At 47.1% G+C, this 23164-nt stretch carries 23 protein-coding genes and 1 tRNA gene; 16 read left to right on the forward strand and 8 right to left on the reverse strand.

Annotated elements, in window-relative coordinates:
* The first annotated feature begins 32 nt into the window (after positions 1 to 32).
* Genes F459_RS0114090 through F459_RS0114110 form a run of 5 tightly spaced genes read left to right on the forward strand, consistent with a single transcriptional unit; the run spans position 33 to position 8962 of the window.
* Positions 33 to 3392, forward strand: coding sequence for a hypothetical protein (locus tag F459_RS0114090; RefSeq protein ID WP_020613358.1), 3360 nt, complete (start codon positions 33 to 35; stop codon positions 3390 to 3392).
* Positions 3389 to 5182: a hypothetical protein gene (locus tag F459_RS0114095; protein WP_020613359.1), complete on the forward strand. Its 1794-nt coding sequence runs from the start codon at positions 3389 to 3391 to the stop codon at positions 5180 to 5182. Before F459_RS0114090 ends, F459_RS0114095 begins: the two co-directional genes overlap by 4 nt.
* On the forward strand, positions 5169 to 5831 hold the full coding sequence (locus F459_RS23260) for a hypothetical protein (protein WP_020613360.1): 663 nt from the start codon (positions 5169 to 5171) through the stop codon (positions 5829 to 5831). Before F459_RS0114095 ends, F459_RS23260 begins: the two co-directional genes overlap by 14 nt.
* Before the next feature lie 3 nt (positions 5832 to 5834).
* The gene (locus F459_RS0114105) at positions 5835 to 7487 is read left to right on the forward strand and encodes a Hint domain-containing protein (RefSeq protein ID WP_020613361.1); all 1653 of its coding nucleotides are present in this window, start codon (positions 5835 to 5837) and stop codon (positions 7485 to 7487) included.
* Entirely contained in the window at positions 7484 to 8962 is a 1479-nt protein-coding gene (locus F459_RS0114110; RefSeq protein WP_020613362.1) for a hypothetical protein, read from the forward strand. The genes F459_RS0114105 and F459_RS0114110 overlap by 4 nt, the downstream gene beginning before the upstream one ends.
* 3 nt (positions 8963 to 8965) lie before the next feature.
* Here the strand turns inward: F459_RS0114110 and F459_RS0114115 are convergent, their stop codons facing one another.
* Genes F459_RS0114115 through F459_RS0114125 form a run of 3 tightly spaced genes read right to left on the reverse strand, consistent with a single transcriptional unit; the run spans position 8966 to position 10497 of the window.
* Positions 8966 to 9283, reverse strand: a complete 318-nt coding sequence (locus tag F459_RS0114115) for a hypothetical protein (RefSeq protein WP_154651695.1) — start codon at positions 9281 to 9283, stop codon at positions 8966 to 8968.
* 58 nt (positions 9284 to 9341) lie between these two features.
* Positions 9342 to 9893, reverse strand: coding sequence for a DUF2589 domain-containing protein (locus tag F459_RS0114120; RefSeq protein WP_020613364.1), 552 nt, complete (start codon positions 9891 to 9893; stop codon positions 9342 to 9344).
* The gene (locus tag F459_RS0114125) at positions 9886 to 10497 is read right to left on the reverse strand and encodes a DUF2589 domain-containing protein (RefSeq protein ID WP_020613365.1); all 612 of its coding nucleotides are present in this window, start codon (positions 10495 to 10497) and stop codon (positions 9886 to 9888) included. The genes F459_RS0114120 and F459_RS0114125 overlap by 8 nt, the downstream gene beginning before the upstream one ends.
* Positions 10498 to 11053: 556 nt before the next feature.
* On the opposite strand from F459_RS0114125, the gene F459_RS0114130 reads away from it, so the two are divergent.
* Positions 11054 to 11551, forward strand: a complete 498-nt coding sequence (locus tag F459_RS0114130) for a hypothetical protein (RefSeq protein ID WP_020613366.1) — start codon at positions 11054 to 11056, stop codon at positions 11549 to 11551.
* 10 nt (positions 11552 to 11561) lie between these two features.
* Here the strand turns inward: F459_RS0114130 and F459_RS0114135 are convergent.
* The 3 genes from F459_RS0114135 to F459_RS0114145 all read right to left on the reverse strand — a co-directional run bounded on the left by F459_RS0114135 (position 11562) and on the right by F459_RS0114145 (position 13948).
* Positions 11562 to 11634, reverse strand: a tRNA-Val gene (locus F459_RS0114135).
* Positions 11635 to 11671: 37 nt separating this feature from the next.
* On the reverse strand, positions 11672 to 13117 hold the full coding sequence (locus tag F459_RS0114140; RefSeq protein ID WP_020613367.1) for a sodium/glutamate symporter family protein: 1446 nt from the start codon (positions 13115 to 13117) through the stop codon (positions 11672 to 11674).
* Positions 13118 to 13156: 39 nt separating this feature from the next.
* Entirely contained in the window at positions 13157 to 13948 is a 792-nt protein-coding gene (locus tag F459_RS0114145) for a DUF6675 family protein (RefSeq protein ID WP_020613368.1), read from the reverse strand.
* Between the two features lie 84 nt (positions 13949 to 14032).
* On the opposite strand from F459_RS0114145, the gene F459_RS0114150 reads away from it, so the two are divergent.
* The 3 genes from F459_RS0114150 to F459_RS0114160 are packed head-to-tail and all read left to right on the forward strand — an operon-like array spanning position 14033 to position 16098.
* Positions 14033 to 14737: a YggS family pyridoxal phosphate-dependent enzyme gene (locus F459_RS0114150; RefSeq protein ID WP_051086177.1), complete on the forward strand. Its 705-nt coding sequence runs from the start codon at positions 14033 to 14035 to the stop codon at positions 14735 to 14737.
* A gap of 4 nt (positions 14738 to 14741) precedes the next feature.
* Positions 14742 to 15149, forward strand: a complete 408-nt coding sequence (locus F459_RS0114155) for a hypothetical protein (RefSeq protein WP_020613370.1) — start codon at positions 14742 to 14744, stop codon at positions 15147 to 15149.
* Entirely contained in the window at positions 15139 to 16098 is a 960-nt protein-coding gene (locus tag F459_RS0114160) for an RluA family pseudouridine synthase (protein ID WP_020613371.1), read from the forward strand. The genes F459_RS0114155 and F459_RS0114160 overlap by 11 nt, the downstream gene beginning before the upstream one ends.
* On the opposite strand, the gene F459_RS0114165 is transcribed toward F459_RS0114160, so the two are convergent.
* Together F459_RS0114165 and F459_RS0114170 are read right to left on the reverse strand one after the other, a co-directional pair.
* Entirely contained in the window at positions 16016 to 16639 is a 624-nt protein-coding gene (locus F459_RS0114165; RefSeq protein WP_020613372.1) for an MBL fold metallo-hydrolase, read from the reverse strand. The genes F459_RS0114160 and F459_RS0114165 overlap by 83 nt on opposite strands.
* Positions 16636 to 17232, reverse strand: coding sequence for a pentapeptide repeat-containing protein (locus F459_RS0114170; RefSeq protein WP_020613373.1), 597 nt, complete (start codon positions 17230 to 17232; stop codon positions 16636 to 16638). Before F459_RS0114170 ends, F459_RS0114165 begins: the two co-directional genes overlap by 4 nt.
* A 62-nt stretch (positions 17233 to 17294) precedes the next feature.
* Between F459_RS0114170 and murI the strand changes: the two genes are divergently transcribed.
* The 7 genes from murI (at position 17295) to F459_RS0114205 (ending at position 23157) form a co-directional block, all read left to right on the forward strand.
* On the forward strand, positions 17295 to 18080 hold the full coding sequence (gene murI, locus F459_RS0114175; RefSeq protein WP_020613374.1) for a glutamate racemase: 786 nt from the start codon (positions 17295 to 17297) through the stop codon (positions 18078 to 18080).
* The gene (gene rsgA / locus F459_RS0114180) at positions 18080 to 19042 is read left to right on the forward strand and encodes a ribosome small subunit-dependent GTPase A (protein WP_020613375.1); all 963 of its coding nucleotides are present in this window, start codon (positions 18080 to 18082) and stop codon (positions 19040 to 19042) included. Before murI ends, rsgA begins: the two co-directional genes overlap by 1 nt.
* Positions 19018 to 21420, forward strand: coding sequence for an endonuclease MutS2 (locus F459_RS0114185; protein ID WP_026295039.1), 2403 nt, complete (start codon positions 19018 to 19020; stop codon positions 21418 to 21420). The genes rsgA and F459_RS0114185 overlap by 25 nt, the downstream gene beginning before the upstream one ends.
* Entirely contained in the window at positions 21417 to 21641 is a 225-nt protein-coding gene (locus tag F459_RS0114190; RefSeq protein WP_020613377.1) for a hypothetical protein, read from the forward strand. Before F459_RS0114185 ends, F459_RS0114190 begins: the two co-directional genes overlap by 4 nt.
* 2 nt (positions 21642 to 21643) lie before the next feature.
* A complete protein-coding gene (locus F459_RS0114195) occupies positions 21644 to 22045 on the forward strand; it encodes a hypothetical protein (protein WP_020613378.1) in 402 nt (133 codons plus the stop codon).
* Positions 22046 to 22098: 53 nt separating this feature from the next.
* Positions 22099 to 22446, forward strand: a complete 348-nt coding sequence (locus tag F459_RS0114200; RefSeq protein ID WP_020613379.1) for a hypothetical protein — start codon at positions 22099 to 22101, stop codon at positions 22444 to 22446.
* A 93-nt stretch (positions 22447 to 22539) separates the two neighbouring features.
* Complete coding sequence (locus tag F459_RS0114205) at positions 22540 to 23157, forward strand: V-type ATP synthase subunit E (RefSeq protein WP_020613380.1); 618 nt, start codon at positions 22540 to 22542, stop codon at positions 23155 to 23157.
* Positions 23158 to 23164 lie beyond the last annotated feature (7 nt).

Raw genomic sequence — 23164 nt, forward strand, 5'->3', positions numbered from 1 at the left:
AAGTTGTGGTTATAAAACATAAGGAAAATGAAATGAGTATTCTGTTTGTCCCCATGGCAATAGAGGCTTATATGACAAATAACGAAAACAGCAAGCAAAAAGAGATAGCTTCCATTGCACCGGATTATACAAAACTGAAAAATAAAACTCAGCTGGGCGGAAAACTGGAGCCCAGGGCATTTGAGACTTCCGTTCCGCTGGAAGCCGGCGTTCATTTGCATTTTATTCTTCCCGATGCTTTGACTCATGCCGTTACTCTGGAAGAGGGAAGTTTGAAGTATCCGCGTGTACCCAACCGCTGGCTGGTTACAAGGCTTTTCACAGGCAGTAAGATACAAAGTAAAAGCTGGATAGTTGAAAGCGACTATCTGGGGCTTGATAATAAAAACAGTGTAACAGTTCCTTTCTTATCGGATAAGGATTTTCCCTATCGATTCATTGGCCGCTCTTACCCCACAGAGGAATCGCCCGCAGCAGGAGACACGTATCTTGAAGAACTGACGGCCATCGGGCCTGGAGATTCAAGTTTTGCAGCATACTATCCGAGTTGCCGCACTGTTTTCGGCTTTCATGACAAGCTGGAAGACGTTGCTTCCGGTGACCTGACCTATTTTGTAATGGGATATTATGCGGATGAAAAAAATGACCCTTTATATCACCTCAGCGAGGGGGAATACAATCAATATGTGACGGAGAATTGCTGGTCCGTGTCAGGACCTCAGGCTGAGAAGATGATCTGTCATGGCATGGTCCACACAGTGCCGTGGCGGGGAGTAAAGGCTGAGTATCCTTCGAACACACCGACAGGTGAAATTAATATAGCGATAGGAAATACTTCCGTTGAGGCATTGTCCTCCCTGATAGCAAACCAGTTGTGCGATGAGAAAAAGGATGTTCTGGAGCGTTTTTTGACAATGATGCAATATGACTTGTTACATTATTCTGAAGGCATTGATGCTGTGGCAGAGGTTGAAAACCACATTCATGCCAAAGAATTTGAGCCGGAAGAAGGGGGATCCCTATGGCATATTCGCCTGAAGGGCACGGATAATGATGAATCTGGGCCGAAAGTGAGAATCCCAAAGGGTACAGGCACACAACTTACCCTGCTTAACAAGGCCCAGGCCGATTATGACGGTCTTTGTTATGCGCTCCAATCAGAAAGACAGCGCTTGTTCAGCAGCTGGCAGCGATATGTAAGAAGGATTGAAGAGCCTCCGGCTCCATGGGAAAAAACAACGCCCTCAAAAGAAGACATTGAAAAAGAAATCAGGCGTTTATGCGATACCATTGACAAGCTAAAAAGCAATATTGAGGACGCTGAGCATGATGTAAAAAAAGCTGAAAAGGCACTTGAAGACATTATTGCACCGGTAAAGGACAGAATAATTCTGGAAAAAGCGGTTAGGGAGCCGTTTTATCATGCAAAGCCTCCTGTCTTATTATTCGGTGGCGCCGGTATCAGCCGTCAGTATGCCTATGGTGAAGACGGACGCTTTGCAAAAGACGGCACGCTCTTGTGCAGAACATCTTTGATTGAGGGCCTGGACGGAACGGACCTGTGTCTGGAGGAAAAGGATATTTTATCGTATTGCGATATATCAGAAAATTTACCCCCGGAATATAAGGACCTCTTTTGCGAAGTCGTCTGCCTAAGTCCTGATCTATTGGCCGAGATTGAGAAAAAAAAAGGCGTACAAGAGTTGAACGCCAGGGGGCTGGCGCCTTCACCCATTGGATATGCCCCATGGCGGCAGCCCTGGATTTCACTGTTTATGGAATGGAGTATGATATGGTCGCCTACAAGAACCTCAATCCAGCCTGAGAACTCTTTTAATGGGTGGCAGTTTTCCGATATGGACTATGAATATTCAGGTAATCCTCCGACACCGGAAACTAGCTATACCGGACGAACGATCCTGACTCCTCATTCGACTTTGCTCCTTGAGTACGTGTTTAAAAAGAATATAGAGCGTTATAAATCAGATGAACAACTGTACAAAAAGCTGAAAGAAACAGTCGAAAAGACCAAAGATCTGGCGATTTTGTCACAACAATTAAGCGGATTATGGACACAGTTCCTCTCTCTGGAGGAAACCTTACAGCTGCCTATTATTGAAAAAGATGATGACGCTGACGTTACCAGAGAGATTATTCCCAGGATGGAAGATGCATTGCCTATGACGCTTGCCTTCGATATTCCATTCTATCCGATAAGGGCTGGGTTTTTACGGGTAAATAATGTGAATATTGTCAATTCTTTCGGTATTCGCCAGCGTGTCGCCTCAACCCTCAAAAAAACCTTCTTCTCCGAAGAATTGCTTCATGATATTGAAGGTAAGGGGATGTTTCCTCCCCGTTTTATCCAGGGGGCCAGGCTCAATTTTGACTGGATTAGCAGTGATGATCCTGATATTGTCAGCTGTATCGATCCTTCAACCTCGCCGGTATGTTGCTTTCTATATCCTGATTTTCTGAATCATGCCCTGTCGGTATATGAATCGAACGGTCTGTTTAAGGGAAGATTAAAACTGGTATACCGCGAATCACTTCCAGAGGTTCGCTGGGGCAGCGCTCCGGGAGAAGCGTCCGATTTTGAAAGTGTATCGTTTCAATGTGAACACACGAGAAAGTTTTTAAAGGCGCTGCTTCAGTATAACGACAACAAAGACCCTGCCTTTTACGGGTTCATGTATGTTATTGAAAAGAAGATGGCGGCAATCTGTACATACAGTGATTGCCAGGATATTTTTGCCTTATGGAGCCGCCCGCTGGTGCTGGCAAGAGCGAGACTGTCACTGGATATATTGGGAGAACCAGCATATTCCGAAAAATCCGAAGATTTCGGAAAGAAACAGAGCTACGGTTATGAAAAAACAGAAGTCCCAATTTTTATTGGCGATAGTTCATGTTCAAGGGATGGGGCATTGGGATTTTTCCCTGATTCGGAAGATCCGTATAAAACGATGCATTGCATATACAAAACTGAAAAAATACCAGTTGCAACCGATTATTTAAACTATGATTCCGGGCTTTGTGTATCACCTGCAAGGAATTCGGATACATGTTTTTCACTTCTTATGGAAGCCGGATCTGAAGCGGTCTTTAGATCCGGAATACTTCCGTCATGTAAACGAAGCATTTTGCCTGAGCATGTAGAAAAGGTCCTTTCAACACTGGATTTCTCATTTGAGGTTACTCCGATCATCACTGATATGGATACTATTCGTTTGCCTCTTTTTTCAAAAGAAAATACAAGCTGGACATGGTATCGGCGGGAACAAGAGGCTTATTCTGATGCAGGCCCTGTCAGCGAACCAAGGAATGTATTTGCAGACACAAATCCGGTGTATCTCGAAGGATTTTTAAAGCGAAGGGAGCAGGAAAAATGAGCGCTTCTGACTATATTATCAAATGCAGCATAACTCCTCCGCAGCTTGTATATATTCATGAAAGAACCTTAGACAATGAGTTCTGCATTGAGTTCGAAAAGGTTCCTGTGGCTTATGGCCATAATGACGCGGAAGCTATTAAGGATACGAGTTTTATTAAGGAAGAACGATCGGGTGCGGCAATTTATATCAAACTTGGCCTGGGCGATGAAATCGATGACTTATGTACTGCCGAGCTTGCCGCACAGCTAAGTTTTACAACACTTGAGGGCGACGGCTGGGAAATGGAGTGGTCTGCCATAAATAAATGTTTTATTATTTATCCGCCGGATGATTTCAATTTTCCGGATTCATATCGCGCTTCTTTCAGAAGTAACGGATTTTACACAGAGGCAAAAGAGGGCGCTGCGACACTTGAAGCATATGTTGTAAATTTTCCTGATGTAAGCACAAAAATAGTGGCAGTAAACATCTACAAACGCTATCCGATTGCGTTTGACTATTTTAGGGCGGAACCAGAGCCTGTTGAGATTGGCGGTGAGACAACACTTTCATGGCGCGTGCTTAACGTAAAAAAGTGTTACATCGATGATATCGGCCAGGTTGATACCGAAGGTTCCATGAACGTGACCATTGATTCCCCAAAGAACTTTCTTCTAAAGGCTGAAAACGATATGGGGATAACTGATCAGACTGAAAAGAAGGTTGGCTGCGTGAAGCCTTCCATTCAGTTCTCAGCGGATTCAACCTGGTATCATGAAGGAGAAGAGGTGACACTGCGCTGGGAGGGTACCTCTGCCGTGTCGGTACAGATTAGTCCGGCTCCTGGAGAAGTTCCTGTTTCTGGGAGCAAAAAGGTGGTCCCTCACTCGCCAACCTTTACGGCCACAGCCAGCGGCTTTGACGGATTTACCCCCTATGCGGCCATGGCCTCTTTGACACTGAAAAAAACTCCCTGGAAATGTGAAGGCACGATAGCTGGCGTCGATTTGTCAAAGGACACCATGAATACTGGCAGGAGAATTTGGGAGTATAAGGGGAAAAGTTATGTATTTTGCAACCGAATTTTGTATGAAAGCGAGGATGTATTACATTGGCAGCAAACGGCGAAATTCGAACTGTATGATGGCATGATCCTCAAAAGCTGCGCAACCACAGTTGTCGGTGATACTTTTTTGGTGCTTGGCATAAAAAACAAGAACTCGACATTTGTTCAGTCGGCAACCTATGATTTTTCCCAAAGGAAATGGCAGATAACTGATGCCTTGCCGGATGGCGACGATACTGGCGGAATACTTTCAGGCATACATGATCAGCCTTATTATGCGCATCCCGAGGGGCCGATGGTTCTGTTTTATACCCCGGAGGAGATGATGGGGGGAAAATGGAATCTGGTTTTTTATCTTAAATACCCTGATGTGGATGCATGCGATATAAGCCCTTTACGGGAATATCTGTATGCAGGTCTGCATGACGGCCGGGAGCATCAGCTTGTGATAAGGCGTATCAAGCCTAAAGACAGGCAGTGGCTTGATGTAGGTCGGCTTGAGGTGGCAGACGATGAGTGGTTTTGCCTGGTCCCGACAAAGGGAAAACTTTTTCTGCTTACAGCAGAACAGATGCTCTGCGTGGATGATTTGGAATCTGTATCACCCTTTCATCCGGAACTGGATAAGGATTATCGCCCATGGACCGGAAGTAAAAACAACATGCCGTTTCTTGTAACAAAGAGCGGCGTTTTATGGTGTTTAAAAAATTATATTAAGGAAGGAAAAGATGAGTTACCCTGATATCACTATTAGCAAAATGTGTCCGCTGATTATACAGGATGCTGATTATTGCAGACAGTATGGCTGTGCCACACTGGAACGTGGAGGACGTATTGAAATCCTTGTGGATTGTTCTTTCGGAATAAAAAAACTGGTAAAGGAAGATGATGGTGAGGTTAATGACAATCCCGATATCATTTTGAAGGGGTTTGACGGGAGTATTGGAAGCCCCGGTCAAAGCGGAGAAGACGGAGGCGCGGGAGCGAAAGCGGAAATCATTATAGACGATCTTCAGAGTTCGCTGAACGTGCATGTTTATGGTGGCGGCAGTGGAGGCCAGGGGGGCCGTGGAGGAGACGGTGGCTCCGGCGGAGACGGGGCTTACGGTGCTGACGGCGGCGATGGCGGAGACGGCGGAGACGGAGCATGCGGCGGGACCGGCGGCAGCGGAGGAGAGCTGATCATAAAATATAAAACGAGCAACGCGAGTAAAATAACTGGAAAGGAATTAAGCTCATGTGGAGGAGAGGCCGGAAGAGCCGGTTCTGGCGGCGCCGGAGGCCATGGGGAACATGACGGACGGACCGGCAGAAAAGGGCGTAAAGGCGAGAACGGTCAGGACGGCGGCAGGGGAAAACTTACTATTATAAAAACAAAAGAGGAGGCATAGTGTATGGATTATCAGGCTGGAAAATATGTATCAAGAGTTCTGGATTTTTCAGATCCGAAAGACGCAAAAAAGGTCCTTGACAAACTTGGGGGCGAGGATTTTTTAAAGAAAGAATATCCAAAGGTATATCAATCGTACCTTAAAACTGTAGCAAAACATAAAAGGGTAAAAAAAACTGAGAAAGAGGCCGCTGACGGGCTTCAAAGCGGGGCCTTTGCGGGAGCAATTTCGATTGCGGCAAGTAATAATAAAGTAAAAAAAAATCAGCTTGATGGAACTGAAGAAGGTCTGATAAGCGGCGCGACATCAGTTCAGGGACATACCGACTGGAGCAGGGCCATCGTTTCAGGGCATATGAAAAACCTGACACAGGACACTATCATTCATACATTTTTCAGAAAACTTTCTAATGAAAATTATTATGAGACCGTTCAGCATCGGGATGTTAAGGATATTGCTTCCTTTGGAGAGCAAAGGATACAGAATTTTATTGAAAGCACAGCTATCCTGAAAGAAGACGGAACCATGGAAAGTCTTGAAGCATATAGCGATGAATTTACAACAAAGGGGAGCGCCTCAGCTGTCGTGTATATGAACCTTAAGGCCCCGAGATCAAATGTGGGAAATAATCCGATTATCATGATGTACGCGAGAAGCCCGGATCACGGAGAAACCGTTGATTATAATTACCCTAATAATAAGATTATCTCGGGAACGGACAGCGTCAAAACAATCTTTCCTGTAAAGGGAACGATAACATTTAGCGACGATTTTAAACCTCTAAGGTATAGTACAAAAAGCTCGAGCCATACACCGGAGCTACAGTACAAAGGAAAAGGCGTCTGCCCCTATAGTTATACCCAGGAACAAATAGCCTCCTGTTTTAGAATATCGGAGGACAATCCGCAGGTAGTGGAATTTGAGCTAAATGAAGACTGGAATCACAACCTTGATATAAGCGACTATACTTCAGCCCATGATGCGGATATTGCGCTTTTGTTTTCGTTCTTTTTCACGGTTCAAATTGCAGGTTTTAAAAAAGAACAGGATGTAGGAATTTGTATTTATTCCACAAACACATTGGAAATGGGGCAACGTTATTATGAGTCGGCAGATGATACGAATCTTTGTTTGCCGTATGTGTATATTAAGTGGGGCTGTTTTTCAAAAGATACCCTGGTTTCCATGGCTGATGGAAGTCTAATGGCTGTCACCGAAATCCAACAGGGAGCTCAGGTAATGAGTGAGAATGGGGAAATACTCACTGTAAGGGATGTAGTCTCTGGTGACGAAGAAGAACTTTACTGTATACGCACAAAAGGACAAAAGCTTATTCGACTAAGCGCTACGCATCCTCTTAAAACAACAGAAGGCCCTGTCCGGGCACAAGATCTAAGGCCTGGAATGGCATTGCTCTGTCAGGATGGTACGGAAGATGAGATTCTTTTTAATTATACGGTGCCTTATAATGACAAGGTATACAGTCTGATCACCGAGGGCAAAGGGCAATGGCTTGCGGCTAACGGAATATGGGCCGGCGATTTTGACAGTCAGAATAATTTTGTGCTGTCTTCCAAAGGTGAGGAACCATTAAGCGCTGAAGTACAGGAACTTACAGAAGAGTTTGACAGGCTGATAGAGCATTTGCAAAAATGAACAATAGTAAAAATGACCAGTATTGGAGCTGTACCGCATATGCCTCCAGGTATGTGTACGAAGATGAAGGGAAAATGCGAAGCGGCATTGAGTTCGAGGCTATAAAAGCGGAAAAGGTTTCCGCCTTTTTGAGACGGGATAGGGAGGCACTGAAACACACTGATGATGAAAATTTTGCTTTTCTCCTTGATCACTATCTGGAACACGGGACGGAAGGGGAGCTCTTCTATGAGAAAAAGCTTGAGCATTTCGGGGACGGGGAGGCCATATATTACATTACCGTCTGGTTTGATGTCCCCGCGGAAGCAAAGCAGTTTGAATTAAACAGCTGGTACCGGATTGAAAAAGGCATCAGTTTTGCCTGCGTCTTGGAGCCTTTTATACCGGTTGATGTACCTGAGCCTTCAACATGCATGATTTCAAAAATAGATCAGGAAGACAGCAGAACGCTTGAGAAACTCTTTGCTATAAAGAATTCTGAAGGAATAGATTCTTCTGCCGACTCTGATGGCGGAATGCTAAAAACAATTTCAGCCGAAGCTCGTTTTTGGGGAGCGGCGTTTTATTATGTCGGTGCTGCCTTATGTGTCGGATTACATTCGGCAAGGCTTTCCAAAGGATTAGATATCTGGGTACCCAATTGCATCGAGGGCTATTTTGATTTCGGATTCAATGATGTAGAAAGAGGTAATGCCCATGTTAGGGCGAATTTTCCCTATGCCGCTGCCAATCTTGAGAACATCAAGGAGGAGCTGCGACAACGTCCTGCCAAAGTTATTATTATCTCCCATTGGCATGCGGATCATATCAGTATTGCCAGACATCTCTTTTTACCAGAGTATAATCCCTTTTGGCAATGGTCCAGATGGTATGTGCCTGAAGAGTCCTCACCTGTGCCTATTCTTATAGCCAGGAAGATCAGGGGAAGTGGAGCGTGTATGACGGTATTAAAGAATGTGTTCCCGGCAGATAATACTGTTTATCAAATAGATAAGAATCCCTATCTGGCTTACGGTAAAATTGATGCCTTTAATCCTGTAAATGAAAGGGGGCGTCCCAGCAAGGATGGACAACATGCTCACCATCACGGAATTTATGCGAAAATCCAACTTGTTGATATAAGCGGAAATTTTTTTAGATCACTGCTTTTAGCAGGAGATTGCACGTATTCGGGGATTCCGATAGCCCAGAAAAAGGTTCACTATCTGCAGGCCTGTCATCATGGCGGTGAATATGCTCTGCCTCCTTCCACTGGAGACAGAAAACAACACCTTCCTGTGCCTGCCGATAAAAACGGCACTGTAATTTATTCGGCAAATGGATCAAGGCATGGACATCCAAATCCTGCCATTATGCAGGAACATGCTGAAAAAGGATGGATAGCCGAGTACAGGACAGATTACTCTGTTATTGACAATGGGGACAGGTCCCATACAGAAGGAAGATGGTCTGTCACGTATGGGGAAGTTCTTTAGTATTCAGCAGAACTCGGCCCATGTCAAAAACAAACGTTTTCCAGCATTGGGTTCTTCGGTTCTGAATCGATAAGCAACCAGCCATCCCATGGTGTTTCTATCCAGAACAAGACAGAGTTCCTGCTTTTTGGAGAATGGCCTTTTTTTGAGCCGGTACCTGTATCTTTTTTGTCTGAGCAGAATGAAACGAATCATGGAATAGCATACAGGCACAATCAGTTCCAGTTTATTCAGGCCAAGATAGTGTACAGGAAAAATCGTGTTTTTAAACTGGTCCGACTGCGATAGTCTGCAATGAAGGCCCTCAACGCTTTTCAGCACCGGGAAAAGTATAAGACGAATCAGGATCTCAATATTATCATCCGGCGGCGCCATCTGCTTATTTTACTGTTATGGCGGTTAATGAAGATTCCACTATCATTTTAAGCGCTTCCGTTGGTTCGGCCCCGGAGGCTTCAATCCTGATATTGAGTTTTCCGCGCTCGGAATAGCTATTTTTCCTTGTTGTGTTCTGGCTAAGGCTGCCTGAAAGACTGAGATCTACAAAAGAACTCAGTACTCCGCCCACGCTGGCGTTCCCTTTAAGGCTTCCGTCTGTCTGCTGAGTCTCATCCTGAAGGGTGGACACATCAAACGTAAACTCGTTAACAACCTTGTTAATATTTAGAAGCGGCGGCTGAACCAGGGCCAGCAACGGGACGGATACCGTGACCTTTTTCGTGGCACCGTTTTCATCTGTAAAATCAAAATCAAGCTTTTGAGGCTCAGTTTCAGCGTATTTCTTGATGGTCTCAAGATTCATCTTTGAAAGTTCGGCATGCGCCTTGGCTGCCGCTATCAGCGGATCTCCTATAAGCTTTGAGAGAGGCAGGGAACGTAAAGCCTTTGTAGTTTTTGAGACATCTTTTGGTACTGGTGATGTATCAGACATTTTCTACTCCTTGATCATCAAGCGGTTCAGCAATACTAAACTCGCTCAGTGCATTAATATATGTTCCCAAGGCATCGGGAACATCAATTGACCCAATATTAATCTTGACCCCTATAAAGCCGCAGTCGCTTTTTTCGTTTTCATTTCTGATTTCTCCGATAAAGCTCTTTGGCTCTTCCACCAGAAACCAAGGACGTTTGCCCGCATGCCATTTATTTTTGTCTTTGGTCCTCATTTCCTCTTCGGTTCCGATCCCGAAGATTTTTTCAGGCTCAATACTGGTAATCTTCATTTTAAAGTCAATTTGCGCATCATGGATCATGAGGGGATTCATGGGAAGAGCCGCGAGGGTGGGAACGCTTACCCGGTATTTTTTTATTTCTCCATTGATTTCACGTTCCTGAATAAACTCAAGCCGGTACAGATTATCCGATTTGTTTTCATCATTTAGTATATTGCCTTCATCATCAAGCCCCTGATGTCCAAATCCCATTTGAAGGATAGAACTGAGAAAAGAACGGGAGGCGTGTATTTGAGCCTTTATAATGGAATCTACCGACGCAAGAATTGCTTGTGCAAGCGAAAGCTTTGTATAATCTGCCATCATGCTCTCCTGATTTTTAAATTTTTCTATGATTGCTATTATTATACATGTTCGATAGGACAAAGCAAGTTATATAGAGTAAATGCGGCTTGCTGAAAAAACCATTAAGCCGCTTGTTTGGGAACGATTACTATCTGCGGAGAATGACACTCAGGGTCGAAAATACAAAGGCCGCTACCAAATTGGTAGCGGCCACCCTAGGTAGGAAGTTGGTACATAGAAGCCAACTAAAAAGTACTACGTTTTGATACAAAAAACAAGAAATTCAGGCGATAAATGAAGATTTATCTATCTACACAAGAAAACTCATCTACCGAAGAAAAAACCGCTACCGGATCAGTAGCGGACACAATGGGTGAAAAGTTAGTACGTAAAAACCAACTAAATGTTACTACCATTTGACTCTATAGTCAAGGTCTCAAAACATCGCTATTTCCTGAATAGCCCGGATATTTTTAGTCCTCCAATGGGGAGCATTGCTGATAGTACCATACATTGTTGAAGTACTTCGCCACATCATCGATGCTTATAAAGAAGGCTATGAAGAGGTAGCAGTATGAGAAAGTTACTATTCATCACCATAATCACCCTTCTTTCATCCCCAATGTACTCACAGTGGTTAGGATTCGAGTTTCTGTTTGAGACAGGAATGGCCAACGGGAAGTTTGGCGAAATGGAAACTGACAAAGAGCGTGAATATCTTTCAGTTTATGATTTTGATGTGACATACATTGAGCTTAGCCCATACTGCTGGTTTTTTGAACGTTTCTATGTCGGGGGATCAATGACGGTCCAGATGTTACAGAATAGAGGCTTGTTTTCAGATGGCTCGATGTATAATTTCTTCTTGAACTATAATCCTACGTTTATCAATTACAATTTTGAAATGGGATATTCCTATGGGTTTGTTACGTTATTTTATTCCCATGATTGTGCTCATCCACAGGATACGTACCCCTATAACCACCGAGTGACCACTCTCTGGGGAGAGGGCAGCGTTGATCGTTTTGGGATACGATGTATGGGCAGCATCGGGAAGACTGGAAAAAGATAGATCGTCTATATGGGCGATGAGGGACTTGAACCCCCGACATCCTGCTTGTAAGGCAGGCGCTCTCCCAGCTGAGCTAATCGCCCGAAGTGAGCAAAACCTACCATGAATCTTTTTATTGTGTCAAGCAATATCGCTGTCGGTTTCCATGTCCTGGCCTCGTAACCAGATCTCCTTCGGTTTTCGTATGCCTCTCCGTTTTGAGATAAGAAAGTAGCTCACGAGGACGAAGAGCAGGTAAGCAAAGGCAACGGCAACGGCCAGCCAAAACAGAATGGGGTTCCCATGTGTTGCACTGTATGCAGGAAGATTGATGATCATGATAAAGGGTATTGCAAAGACAAATGTCAGTCCCGATGAGAACATATAGTCACGGGCTACCGGAGTTTCAAAGTCGGGATCGATGACGCGCAGCAGAGCCAAACCTGTCGGCATGGTACCGGTTGAGACCCCAAATATTACCAGCATCCTCTGGAAACGATGATCGGTGAAAATCCTCGAACAAAACCACGGCACACCGATAAGCGCTAGGACGCCGCCGATGGTGCTGAGAATCAGAATCGGGATGATGTATTTGCCGACCACCACAAGGCTGATGGCGCCTATTGCCGCGGTGACCATAAGGTCGACGGAGAATCCCGATATTCTGGTGAGAGTCCCGTTGTCAAAGGTGTATTCGAATTTTGCCCCCTTTGCGAAGGCCTTAAAACCGAGAGCCACGATTGCCGAAAAGACAAAATTGATCCCCCAGAGATTTGTTGCAAGATCGACTCCAAGGGGACCGGCAAAGGCAAGCAGGAGGCCGAGGCCTTTCAGAAGGAAATAACTTATAAGGTAAACAACCATCACCAGGGCAATGTGATAGGTAAATGGATCGATTGCCTCTGTCTCAGTCGACATAAAGCTTCCGACTGGCCGTTCGACACCTTTTTTCATGAGTCCAGAACGAATTCTACGACTGTTAAGGAGTTCGATCTGTTCCTTATTCAGCCAGCCTCGCTGTATTGCATAGTTAATCAGAAAAACGCCACCGAAGCAGGCCCAAAGAAACCCGATGGCGGCAAAGGTAAGGCCCACCGTTCCCGCTCCGGTAAAGCCCATCGGCTCCCATCCCGAGCCGATGGCGAAGGCTTGTCCCGGTCCCAGTACGAAACCGAGAGGGAGCAGAAAGCCGAAAGCCGGGAACAGACCGGGAAAAATTGTCTTTATCAGCAGGAAGGTAACCAAGAGACCGAGAAAAGCCTGGAGTGCATACTGTGAAAGAACAGAAACTGAGGTAGCAAAAATGGTTCCTCGGCTCTTTCTTACCTTGCCATTCCCCTTTCGTAGGGTCATGGCAATAAAACTGATATTCAAGAGGTGGTACACCAGCATGCCAAAGCCCTCGTTTGACAGGCCATATTGGGGAAGCACAAAGTTGTAGAGAATAAGGAGGATGAATCCGGCCACCAGTGCATTCGGAATGAGAAACCGTTGAACAAATCGGATACGGGTCCTAATAAACGTTGCAATCAACAAGGCCGCTGAAATGATTCCGATATTGATAATGAGTGACCAGGGAAAATTCATTGAAGCCTCCTATGGTTCTCAGTATTATGGCATAGAATACTATTTTACGGAAACGCGGTAACGATTTTCAAACCAATTTTTAAGAGCTTCAATACGATAATAAAACGAATCGGTCTTTTTTCGCTCCAGACCGAAAAAAGAGATGCTGTTAACACTGCAGACACCGTAAAAAAGAATCCCTTCATCCACGGGATAAAGAACAATACTCAGCGAGAGATCACCGGGGGAAACCATTGAGATGAACTTATACTTCATCTTAGTCATGTTCGACATTTCAAGTAAAAGAGTCTTACCGTCCCCTTCAAAATGGGTTGCATAGATATTTGTCCCAAAGGTGAGATCGGTTTGGCGAAGGGTCAGGTCGATGGATCTCGGCACCGTTTCGAAATGGGGGTCCGGCAGCGGCCTTCCTGATTCGGGGCTGTCGATGACCGTTGATTCGGTAAAGAGCGTCCTCATTTTTTCCCTCGACGCCGAATAATACTCGATACCCTCCATTGTACTGACTGAAAAAAGGATCTTTGCAGCCTGCTCATAGGCCTGTTCTTTTGATGCACCCTGGGGATAGGGCATCAGCGATAGGCTTTCAACCCCGAGGGTCGGATCAAGGGAGCGTACTTTGTCCGAAAGGGTCTGTGCCGAGGTGAAATCCAGGATATAGCGTAAGTCTGCTTCATCCTTGGAGAAGAAATAGCGAGTGAGGGGTTCCCCAGCTTTCAGCTTTTCCGCATCGTTTCCCGTAAGATAGGGAACGGCCTCAAAAAGTGTCTGCGCACCAAGGTTCAAGGTTGAAATCAATGCCAGCGTAACCATGATAATCTTCTGTTTCATGAGAGGAAAGATAATACAGAGCTGCAGGCGGTTTCAATCATCCCTCCTCTTTTATTTCATTTTCTCTCGTGATATGCTCGTTGTATGGAAGGTATGGACGGAATGATTGCTGGAAATATTGCGAGAATTCGAGATGAGATTGCCGAAGCTGCCCATAAAGCGGGACGAGATCCCGGGGACATACAGTTAATGGCAGTAACGAAAACACACCCCTTCGAAGATGTTCTTGCCGCTTATGAGGCCGGGATTCGTCTCTTCGGTGAAAATCGTGTTCAGGAAGCTGTCGGTAAGTACACCGTACCCCTTCCTGCCGATATGGGATTACACATGATCGGTCATTTACAAAGCAATAAGGTGAAACAGATTGTTCCCCTTGTTCAATGTGTGGAGTCAATCGACAAAGTCGCCACTGCCGAGGAGCTCAATAAAAGGGCCCAGGCGGCCGGGAAGCATATCGACATCATGTTTGAAGTTAATACCTCCGGAGAAGTCTCGAAAAACGGTTTTTCCGAATATGAAGAGCTGAGCGATGCCTTGGGCGCGACGCTTGAATTGGATGCCCTTTGCGTAACCGGTCTTATGACCATCGGACCTCTTGGTGGAGATGAGGGGCAGATCAGAAAGGCCTTCATCCTTCTTCGTTCAATGTCCGATCGCCTTTCGGTGGAATACCCCCAGGCAAAGCTCCGTGAACTTTCGATGGGGATGTCAGGGGATTTTCCTATCGCCGTTGCCGAAGGAGCGACAATCGTACGGGTGGGAACTGCAATATTCGGGAGACGGGACTAAGGAGATGACCCGTCCCCTTGTTGTGCGAATTGTTATTTTTCTCTTTCTTCTTTGTTTCGTTGTGACGTTGCTGCCTGCCGATGATACTGAAGATACTGCAAGCGATGAATCCGATTACGAACCTTATAGTGCATCAGAATTTCCTCAATGGGCCTTGGACCTTCGGCGTGCCGAGGCTATTTTCTTTGGATCGCTCCCGTTTACCCTTCTTTTATCGACCCTTGGGTTTGATTCGTACAACTATGTTGCCCACGATTTCGATACCGATTATGTTCCCTTCTATTCGACGGGAAGCGGGGAATACTTGGTAGATAGTGAAGAACGAACCTATCGGATTCTTGCGGCGGTCGGTGGATCACTCTTGCTTGCCCTTGTCGATTATATCATCGGAGCCTCTTCCGGTGGGCGTTGAGAAACAAGGTTGCCGCTGGGACCATCTCGTTCGGGATATTCCGAGTGACGGTGTCAGAATCGATCGTTATGTGAGCGAGGTTGCCGGACTCTTTCCCCGCAGCCAACTGCGCCAGCGCAATCCCCGTTTTTTTATTAATGGAAAGGCGGTCAAGGCATCGTCGCGGGTATATACGGGGGATCGTATTGCATTAATGTACGAGGATCAGCCCGAGCCATCCTTCGAGGCGCAGGCTATCGACCTCTCTATTATATATGAGGATGAGCACGTCATTGTCATCGATAAGCCTCAGGGCCTTGTCGTTCATCCTGCGGCCGGGAACTGGTCAGGGACTCTCGTACAAGGCCTTTTGTATCATTGCCGCGAACTGGGAGAACGGTTCGGCGAGGATACGGTACGCCCCGGCATCGTTCACCGTCTCGATAAGGATACCTCCGGGGTCCTAATAGCTGCAAAAGATCCGGAAACCCGTCAGTTTCTTGCGGAGCAATTTGCCAGCAGACGGTGTAAAAAGCGTTATATCGCCCTTGTGAAGGGAGCCCTCTCCAATGCAACGGGCCGTATGGAAAGCGGCATCATCCGCGACCCGAAGAACAGGAAGCGTTTTACCTGGACTATGAGTGGAGGAAAGCCTGCGATAACGGAGTACACCAGGCTTAGGCGAGGAAATGATTGTTCTCTTGCTGCTTTTAACTTACTTACCGGTAGGACCCATCAAATTCGGGTCCATACGCTGATGCTTGGCCACCCGGTCATTGGTGATCCCATCTACGGCAGAAAAAGCACCCGTTTTCCTGACCTTGGTTTGATGCTTCACTCCATGAGCCTTGAAATCGTTCTGCCGGGGGAGAGGGAGCCCCGCCGCTTTATCGCTCCTCTTCCCGAACGCTTCCGAGCTCCCCTTCAGCAGTGCTGGGGGCTTGACTACCGAGCCGTAGATCCGGATTGAAGAGCTTTTCCGTTTTGAGGGTGGTCGGCGAGCCGTGGCCGGGAAAGATGAGCATATAGTCGGGGAGGGGGAGAATCCTTTTCTGTATCGATTTGAGCATGATGGCTCGTTCTACGGCCCCTTCGCTTGATCCGATTCTACCTGCGGCAAGAATGTCTCCGGTGAACAGCATGTTCTCAATTCGGTAAACCAGATGATCTCCAGAATGGCCCTTGACATCAATGGGAACCACTTTGATCCCCTCGAAATCGTATTCCTTTCCATCCTCAAGAACATGCGCCGATCGACCGAGGACCACCGGGTGCTTTCCGTATATCTCCGCATCATAGATTTTTCCGATGGTACCAAGCCCCTTTACATGACTTTCGTGGCTATGGGTCACCAGAATGTAACGAACATAGTAGCCGTTTGATTCGATCATGTCCAAAAGCTCCACATCCATCACACCGGGATCAATAAGGAGTGCATTCCCGCCCCCCTCGGGGCCGATCAGATAGGTATTGGAAAAACCGACGACGGCAAAATGGAAAAAGAGCTTCATAATACCGCTTCCCTTCCGAAACTTGCTTCCTCATAGTTCGAATACTTGAAATTAACGCCCGTTCTCTCGGTCGCGTAGAAATCGGCCTTTTTCAGATTGCAGTCGATGAAGGTGACATTACTGAGCTTCGCATTGGTAAAATTTGAGTAGTAGAGATCCGAATCGTCGAAGATGGTATGTTCGGCCTTTATCCCCAGAAAATTTGTGTGGATGATATCGGATCCGGAAAAATCGCAATCAAAGAAGGTTGAACCGGCAAAGACCGTGTAGGTGATGTTGCATCCCGTAAAACGACATTTCTCAAAGGTTGAGAAGGGGAAAAAGCAGAGCCGAAACCGTGAGCCACTGAAATCAATGTTACGAAAATATGCTTCGGAAAAATTGCAAGTGGTGAGGGTTTTCTCTCTCATATCCAGTTCCCGGAGGATGATGCCCGAGAAACTGATATCTTTTATGTACCTTTCTCGATCGAGAATCTCCTTGCAGCGTTTGGTGCTTGCGTCCCTGTCGGGGCTATGCTTCAGACAGGTGGTTTGACCGGTAGCCGAGAAAGAGTTGCAACCCGGCTCACTACATATGGAATTGGAAAACATAGTTTTAGAGTAATGGAAAACTCTGGCTTGTCAATACGCCGTGAAGGTTTTACTATACGGCCATGAAGAATACCGGCCCGATTGCCTTCTTTGACTCCGGTATCGGAGGATTGCCATACCTTCAGTGGGTACGAAAGAAGCTTCCCAACTTCTCATATCGTTACCTTGCCGATAGGGCGAATTTTCCTTACGGCGAAAAATCCATTGAAGAGCTGGGTGGGCTTATCATAGGCACCATGGAACGCTACATCGAACGTGTCGATCCCTCGATTGTCGTCGTCGCCTGTAATACAGCTTCGGTAACGGCGCTTCAAAAGCTCAGAGATACCTTTTCCGTTCCCTTCGTAGGGGTTGTTCCGGCGATAAAACCTGCCGCCGCTCTTTCTTGTACACATACCATTGGATTACTTGCTACAAAGCGTACCGTGGAGGATCCCTATACCGACAATCTTGTCAGGCTTTTTGCCGATGGTTTTCAGGTCGAACGATTCGCCGGTGTCGATATCGTGGATTTTGTCGAAAACCGTCTCCTTGATGCCGATCCTCTTGAAATTCGTGAGGTTCTTGCCCCTGCTGTTGCCTTTTTTTCGGAAAAAGAGGTTGATACCTTGGTTTTGGGGTGTACCCATTTTCTTCACATCAGGGATGAGATTGTCGAAGCCTTCGGCGGCCGGGTGAAAATCGTCGATTCCATCGAAGGGGTCGGAAGGCACGTTATCCAAATGGTTTCAGAATACCATGGAGGCGGGGGCGGCAGTGAGTTTTTTGTCAGCGGTATTGAAGGGGATGTCGATACATACCGCCGTTTTGCCGATGCCTATGCCCTCGGCTGGGGCGGCGTTGTGTAATGGAGTCGACGGGAACCATTCTTTGGGGGGCAAACAATATCTTTACCCTCTATGATGCCGTCGAGGATCTTACCTTGCGATGCAGGATTAAAGGCAAAGTCCTGGAACGGGGCAGTTTGCAGGAGTACAACCCCCTTGCCCCGGGGGATTGCGTCCGCTACGAACGGCAAGGTAACGAAGCCGATGAGGAGGGGATCATCCTTTCCAGAGAGGAGCGCATAAATGCCTTTGTCCGGCTCAACCAGAAGCGAAACATGCCGCAGGCAGTTGCCGCAAACATCGATTTTCTTGTTGCAATCCTCTCTCCGGTAACACCGCCGTTCCGTCCTCGCTTTCTTGATCGGGTGCTTGTAGCATCCGGGGAGCGTATACCGGTGATTATCGTGCTTAACAAGTATGATCAAATCGAGGGGTATGAAGATGTTGCCGGAGAGGCCATTGCCGCCATCGAGAAACGGCTTGATGCCTATGAGGCGATGGGGTATGAGATTTTCAGGACCTCTGCAGTTACAAAGAAAGGCACCGATTCGCTAAAAAAAAGGATAGATAGCCATTGCGTTGCTTTTTTCGGCCAATCCGGGGTCGGCAAATCTTCTCTGCTTAATACGCTTTATCCCAAGCTGGAGTTAAAGACAGGAGATGTTTCGGTAAAGTATAATAGAGGGAGACATACGACTACTTTGTCTCGAGCCTATGTCATTGGGGGAAGCATGGTGATTGATACTCCTGGAGTGAGGGAGATCATTCCCTATGGGATCGGGCCGGAAGATCTCGGCTTTTATTACAAGGATTTTTCCGCCTATAGCCACCTCTGCCAATTTCAACCCTGTACGCATCGGGAAGAACCTGGCTGCGGAGTACGGGAGGCTGTGCTTGCCGGAAAGATCCATGAAGATCGCTTTGAAAGCTATCTTCGTCTTTATGAGGAACTTGAACGGTGGAAAAAACAGTTGAGCTATTAGAATTCGGCAAAATACGAAAGGAACTTTCAGCCCGTTGTTTTAGTGAAGAGGGACGAACGCTCCTTTCCGGACAGCGTATTCTGACAAAGCGTCGCGAGTGTGAATCGCTCCATGATGATGTAGCTGCCCTACGAGTTCTGATGGAGCAGTTTCGGGAGTTACCCGCTCTCTCTTTTCCCTCAATTACAGATGCCCTTAAAGAGCTTGCCCGACCGGGATCGTTTGTTGATGGAGAACATCTCTATCCCATTGCACTTTATATCCAATCAGCCGCTATCTTGCAGGACTATGTACAAGAGGGGAGTCAGGAGCTTTTCCCCCCCCAGTCGAAGGCGGCGGTGTTTCCCATACATCTGCTCGAGCTATTGCAGCGCCTTGATCCTCCCCGTGAACTTGCTTCCCGTATCTTTTCGGTTTTGGAAGCGGATGGAAGTGTGAAAGAAAATCACCCGGAGCTGCGTGCGATACGAAAGCGTCTTGGCGCTTTACGACGGGAATTAATGGAGATGAGTTCCCGCTACATGAACGAAAGTAAGGATTTATGGCAAAATGATGTTCCAAGCCAGAAGGATGGACGGCTTGTACTTCCTCTGAAGGCGCAGCGGCGCGGGGCGGTACAGGGCATTATTCATGATGTCTCTTCAAAAGGGGCCATCCTCTATCTCGAGCCCTTTGACATTCTTGAAAAAAACAATGAGGTTGCCATCCAGGAACATGAGCTGCATCAGGTTGTTATCAAGATCCTGCGGGAGCTTTCCGCCCTTGTTCGCGACCGCTTGGAGAGCCTTGAGACGCTCATTCCTGTCATCGCAGAGATTGATGTTCTTCAGGCCCGCTCACGTCTTTCCCGCTATTATCAAGGAATTCGTCCTGTGATTATCGAAGAGGGAATCAGGCTGAAACGGGCCAGGCATCCCCTGTTGGGGGCCGATGCGGTTCCTATCGATATCGAACTGGGGGGATCGGTACGTTCTTTAATCATTTCCGGCCCCAATGCCGGGGGAAAAACCGTCACCCTGAAGACCATCGGCCTATTGGTACTGATGCATCAATTCGGAATAGAGATTCCTGCAGCCGAAGGGAGTGAATTACCGGTCTTTCGTGCCGTCTATGCCGATATCGGCGACGATCAGTCGATAGAGGCATCACTTTCTACCTTTTCAGGGCACATGAGGACCATCGCTGATATTATATCGCTTGCTCAGGCCCACACCTTAGTTCTTCTCGACGAATTGGGATCAGGCACCGATCCTGCCGAGGGATCGGTGCTTGCCATGGCGATTCTTGAGGAGCTAATTGAAAAAGATGCCCTGACGGTGTCAACCAGCCACCACGGCTTGTTGAAGAATTTCGGCTATACCCGATCGGGAGCGATGAACGCTTCCATGGATTTCGATGAGTCTTCACACATGCCTACCTACCGTGTGATTTCCGGAATCCCCGGTGAAAGCCACGCCTTTGCGATTGCACAACGCAGCGGCATGCCTCAGGCCCTGCTTGATCGAGCCGAACGCTATCGGCAAGAGTCTGCCGGCGAGGTCGGTACCATGATCAGGGAACTTGAATCTCAAACCACTCGCCTCCGCCATAACGAACAGCGCCTTAATCAGCGTGAGAAACGTCTGCGGGAAGAGGTACGGGAGAACGATCTGAAGGAACTCCGTCTTCGAAGGCGGGAGAACGAACTGCGAAAAGAGGGGTATCGCAGCCTTGATGCCTTCATGCATGAAACTCGACGTGAACTTGAAAACCTTGTTCGCGAGTTGCGTGAAGGGGAGATAAACAGGGATAAAACCCTCAAGGTAAAAGAGTTTATCGGCACGATTGAGGAACGTTCCCACAATGAAAAGGAGCTGTACGAAAAGGAGCAAAAACGTCTTTCGGTGCCCGAAGAGCGGCATCAGGAGGAGGTGTTTTCCGATTTTCCGCTTGAGGAGGGGCAGACAGTGTTTGTCTCAAACTATCAAAAACAGGGTGTACTCATAAGAAAAGAGAAAGGGGATCGTTGGCTTGTTGCGATTGGCCCGATGAAATTGCCTGTTGCGGAAAAAGAGCTTCGGGCCGTTGAGGCTCGGCAGCAAGGGGGACGGCAGGGAGTTGCCGTAAGCTATGATGCCCCATCTGCCGGTCAGAGGGCCTCTTTCGTTCTGGATCTCCGGGGAATGCGACTCCAAGAGGCCATAGACGCTCTTATCAAGCAGATAGATGCGGCGCTTGTTCAGGGCTTGAGGGAGTTTTCCGTGATCCACGGTACCGGTGAAGGGATCTTGCAGCGGGGAATACACGATTACTTGAGAGGCCATAAGGCCGTGGAATCCTACGAATTTGCTCATCCCGACGATGGAGGGGCGGGCAAAACGGTGGTACGACTGGGATGAATCCTTTTTTTGAGCTTTTATTTACCTTGATACGCTCGCCTCATTTTATTATCGTTACCGTACTCATGATCCTTGTCGTGTCTATCATTTTCTCTGTTGCCAATATTTCTCCAAGCTCCCCAAAAAAAGCAAAGCATAGGCCTCGTCCCCGCAGAAAGCGGGTTGAAACGGTGCCTCAGGTGACAAGTGATGGGACGAAAGAGGACGAAGAGGAGGTATAGAGATGGTAAATCCTCAGATGGAAGAGTGGGAAGATTTTCTTAAAAAGAGCTTCGATGAAATAGACGAAGCTCTGGAAAATCGTTATGGGAAGCTTTACCCCCTACATCCCAACAGACCTGCGAAGGGAGAAACGGCAAGTAAAAGCAGGGACGGCCTCTTCAACGTCGGAGCCGCCTTTTCCCCCGGTTTTGGTTCCGAACACGGCAGAGGTTGGGTTGTGGAAGTGGATATGGTTACCCTTGCAAAGGTTCCGAAATCAGTGCAGAGCGAGATCGAAGAGACGGTTGCCTCTATGCTGCGGGAGAAAATGGAGGCTGCCTATCCCGGAAGGGGAATTCGTATTGCAAGAGACGGTGCCGCCTTTAAAATTTACGGAAACATCGGTGTTAAGCATCGGCTTTAATCTTGCGGATACCGATAAAGACCTATAGTATTACTTTCATGAGGTAGAATAGTATGAAGGAGAAGTTACGGAAGTTTTTACGTATCCTTTCGGTCGAGATTTCAGCCATGGAAGAGGGGATTGTCGTATTACTTGATTCTACCAGTGAGCGTCATGATCGCCGTGAGATCACCGAATATGTCTGGACGGAAAATAGTGCGCTACTTCGCCATGAATTGCAAATTCTGAAGGCGATCCATGAAGAGGTAGATCGTCTTTCGGCTGAAAGTTTTTCTTCCGTCGATGAGGCGGGGGATGCTGTTTTGTCAATCTTAACGGAACGAAGCGATGCGCCAAGAGCATTGTATAGCTTTTTCCAGAGGCGGATGGTAAAAATTTACCGGTATATTGACGAGGAATAGAATCCTCGTTTTCCGTATTCTCTTGATGAATGGTCTGGCACCATGTATGATACGGAATAGATAAAATTTCACTGAATTGGCGAAGGGGTTGTTATGGATGTTCAACTGAAAGAGCTGATAGAGACGATTAAAAGCGAAGGGGTCGACAATGCCGAGGCCCAGGCCAAAGAAATCGTCAATGAGGCGCAGAAAAAGCGAAATGAAATTATAGCCGATGCGGAACAAGAGGCGGCCCGTATCCGAAAAGAAGCCGAAAAAGATGCGGCGAAAATGCAGGCGACTGCCGAAGAATCGATCCGGCAGGCAGGAAGAGACCTGCTCCTCAGTCTCGAATCATCGATTACTTCAATGCTCGATGCGGTGGTAAAGAAGGAGGCGGCTTCCGCCCTTACCGGTGAAGGCCTTTCTAAAGCCATTGTGGCCCTTCTTTCCAACTGGAGCGAGGAAAAGGATTCTCTTGAACTCTTACTTCCCGAAAACGAACGGCTGGAAGTGGAAGAGTATCTCAAAAAAACGCTTGGAACCAAGATGAAGCAGGGTGTTACCGTCAAGCCTGTGGCCGGAATAGAAGCCGGCTTTAAGATTGCCGAGGAAGGCGGAAGTGCCTACTACAATTTTACGGCCGACGGAATTGCAGAAATTCTTTCTCAGTATGTAAGTCCCCGGCTTTCCGCCTTGCTGCGGGAGAGTGTAAAAGGTCAAAAGGAATAAGGGAGGC

This window comes from Sediminispirochaeta bajacaliforniensis DSM 16054 (genome assembly GCF_000378205.1).
GTDB lineage: Bacteria > Spirochaetota > Spirochaetia > DSM-16054 > Sediminispirochaetaceae > Sediminispirochaeta > Sediminispirochaeta bajacaliforniensis.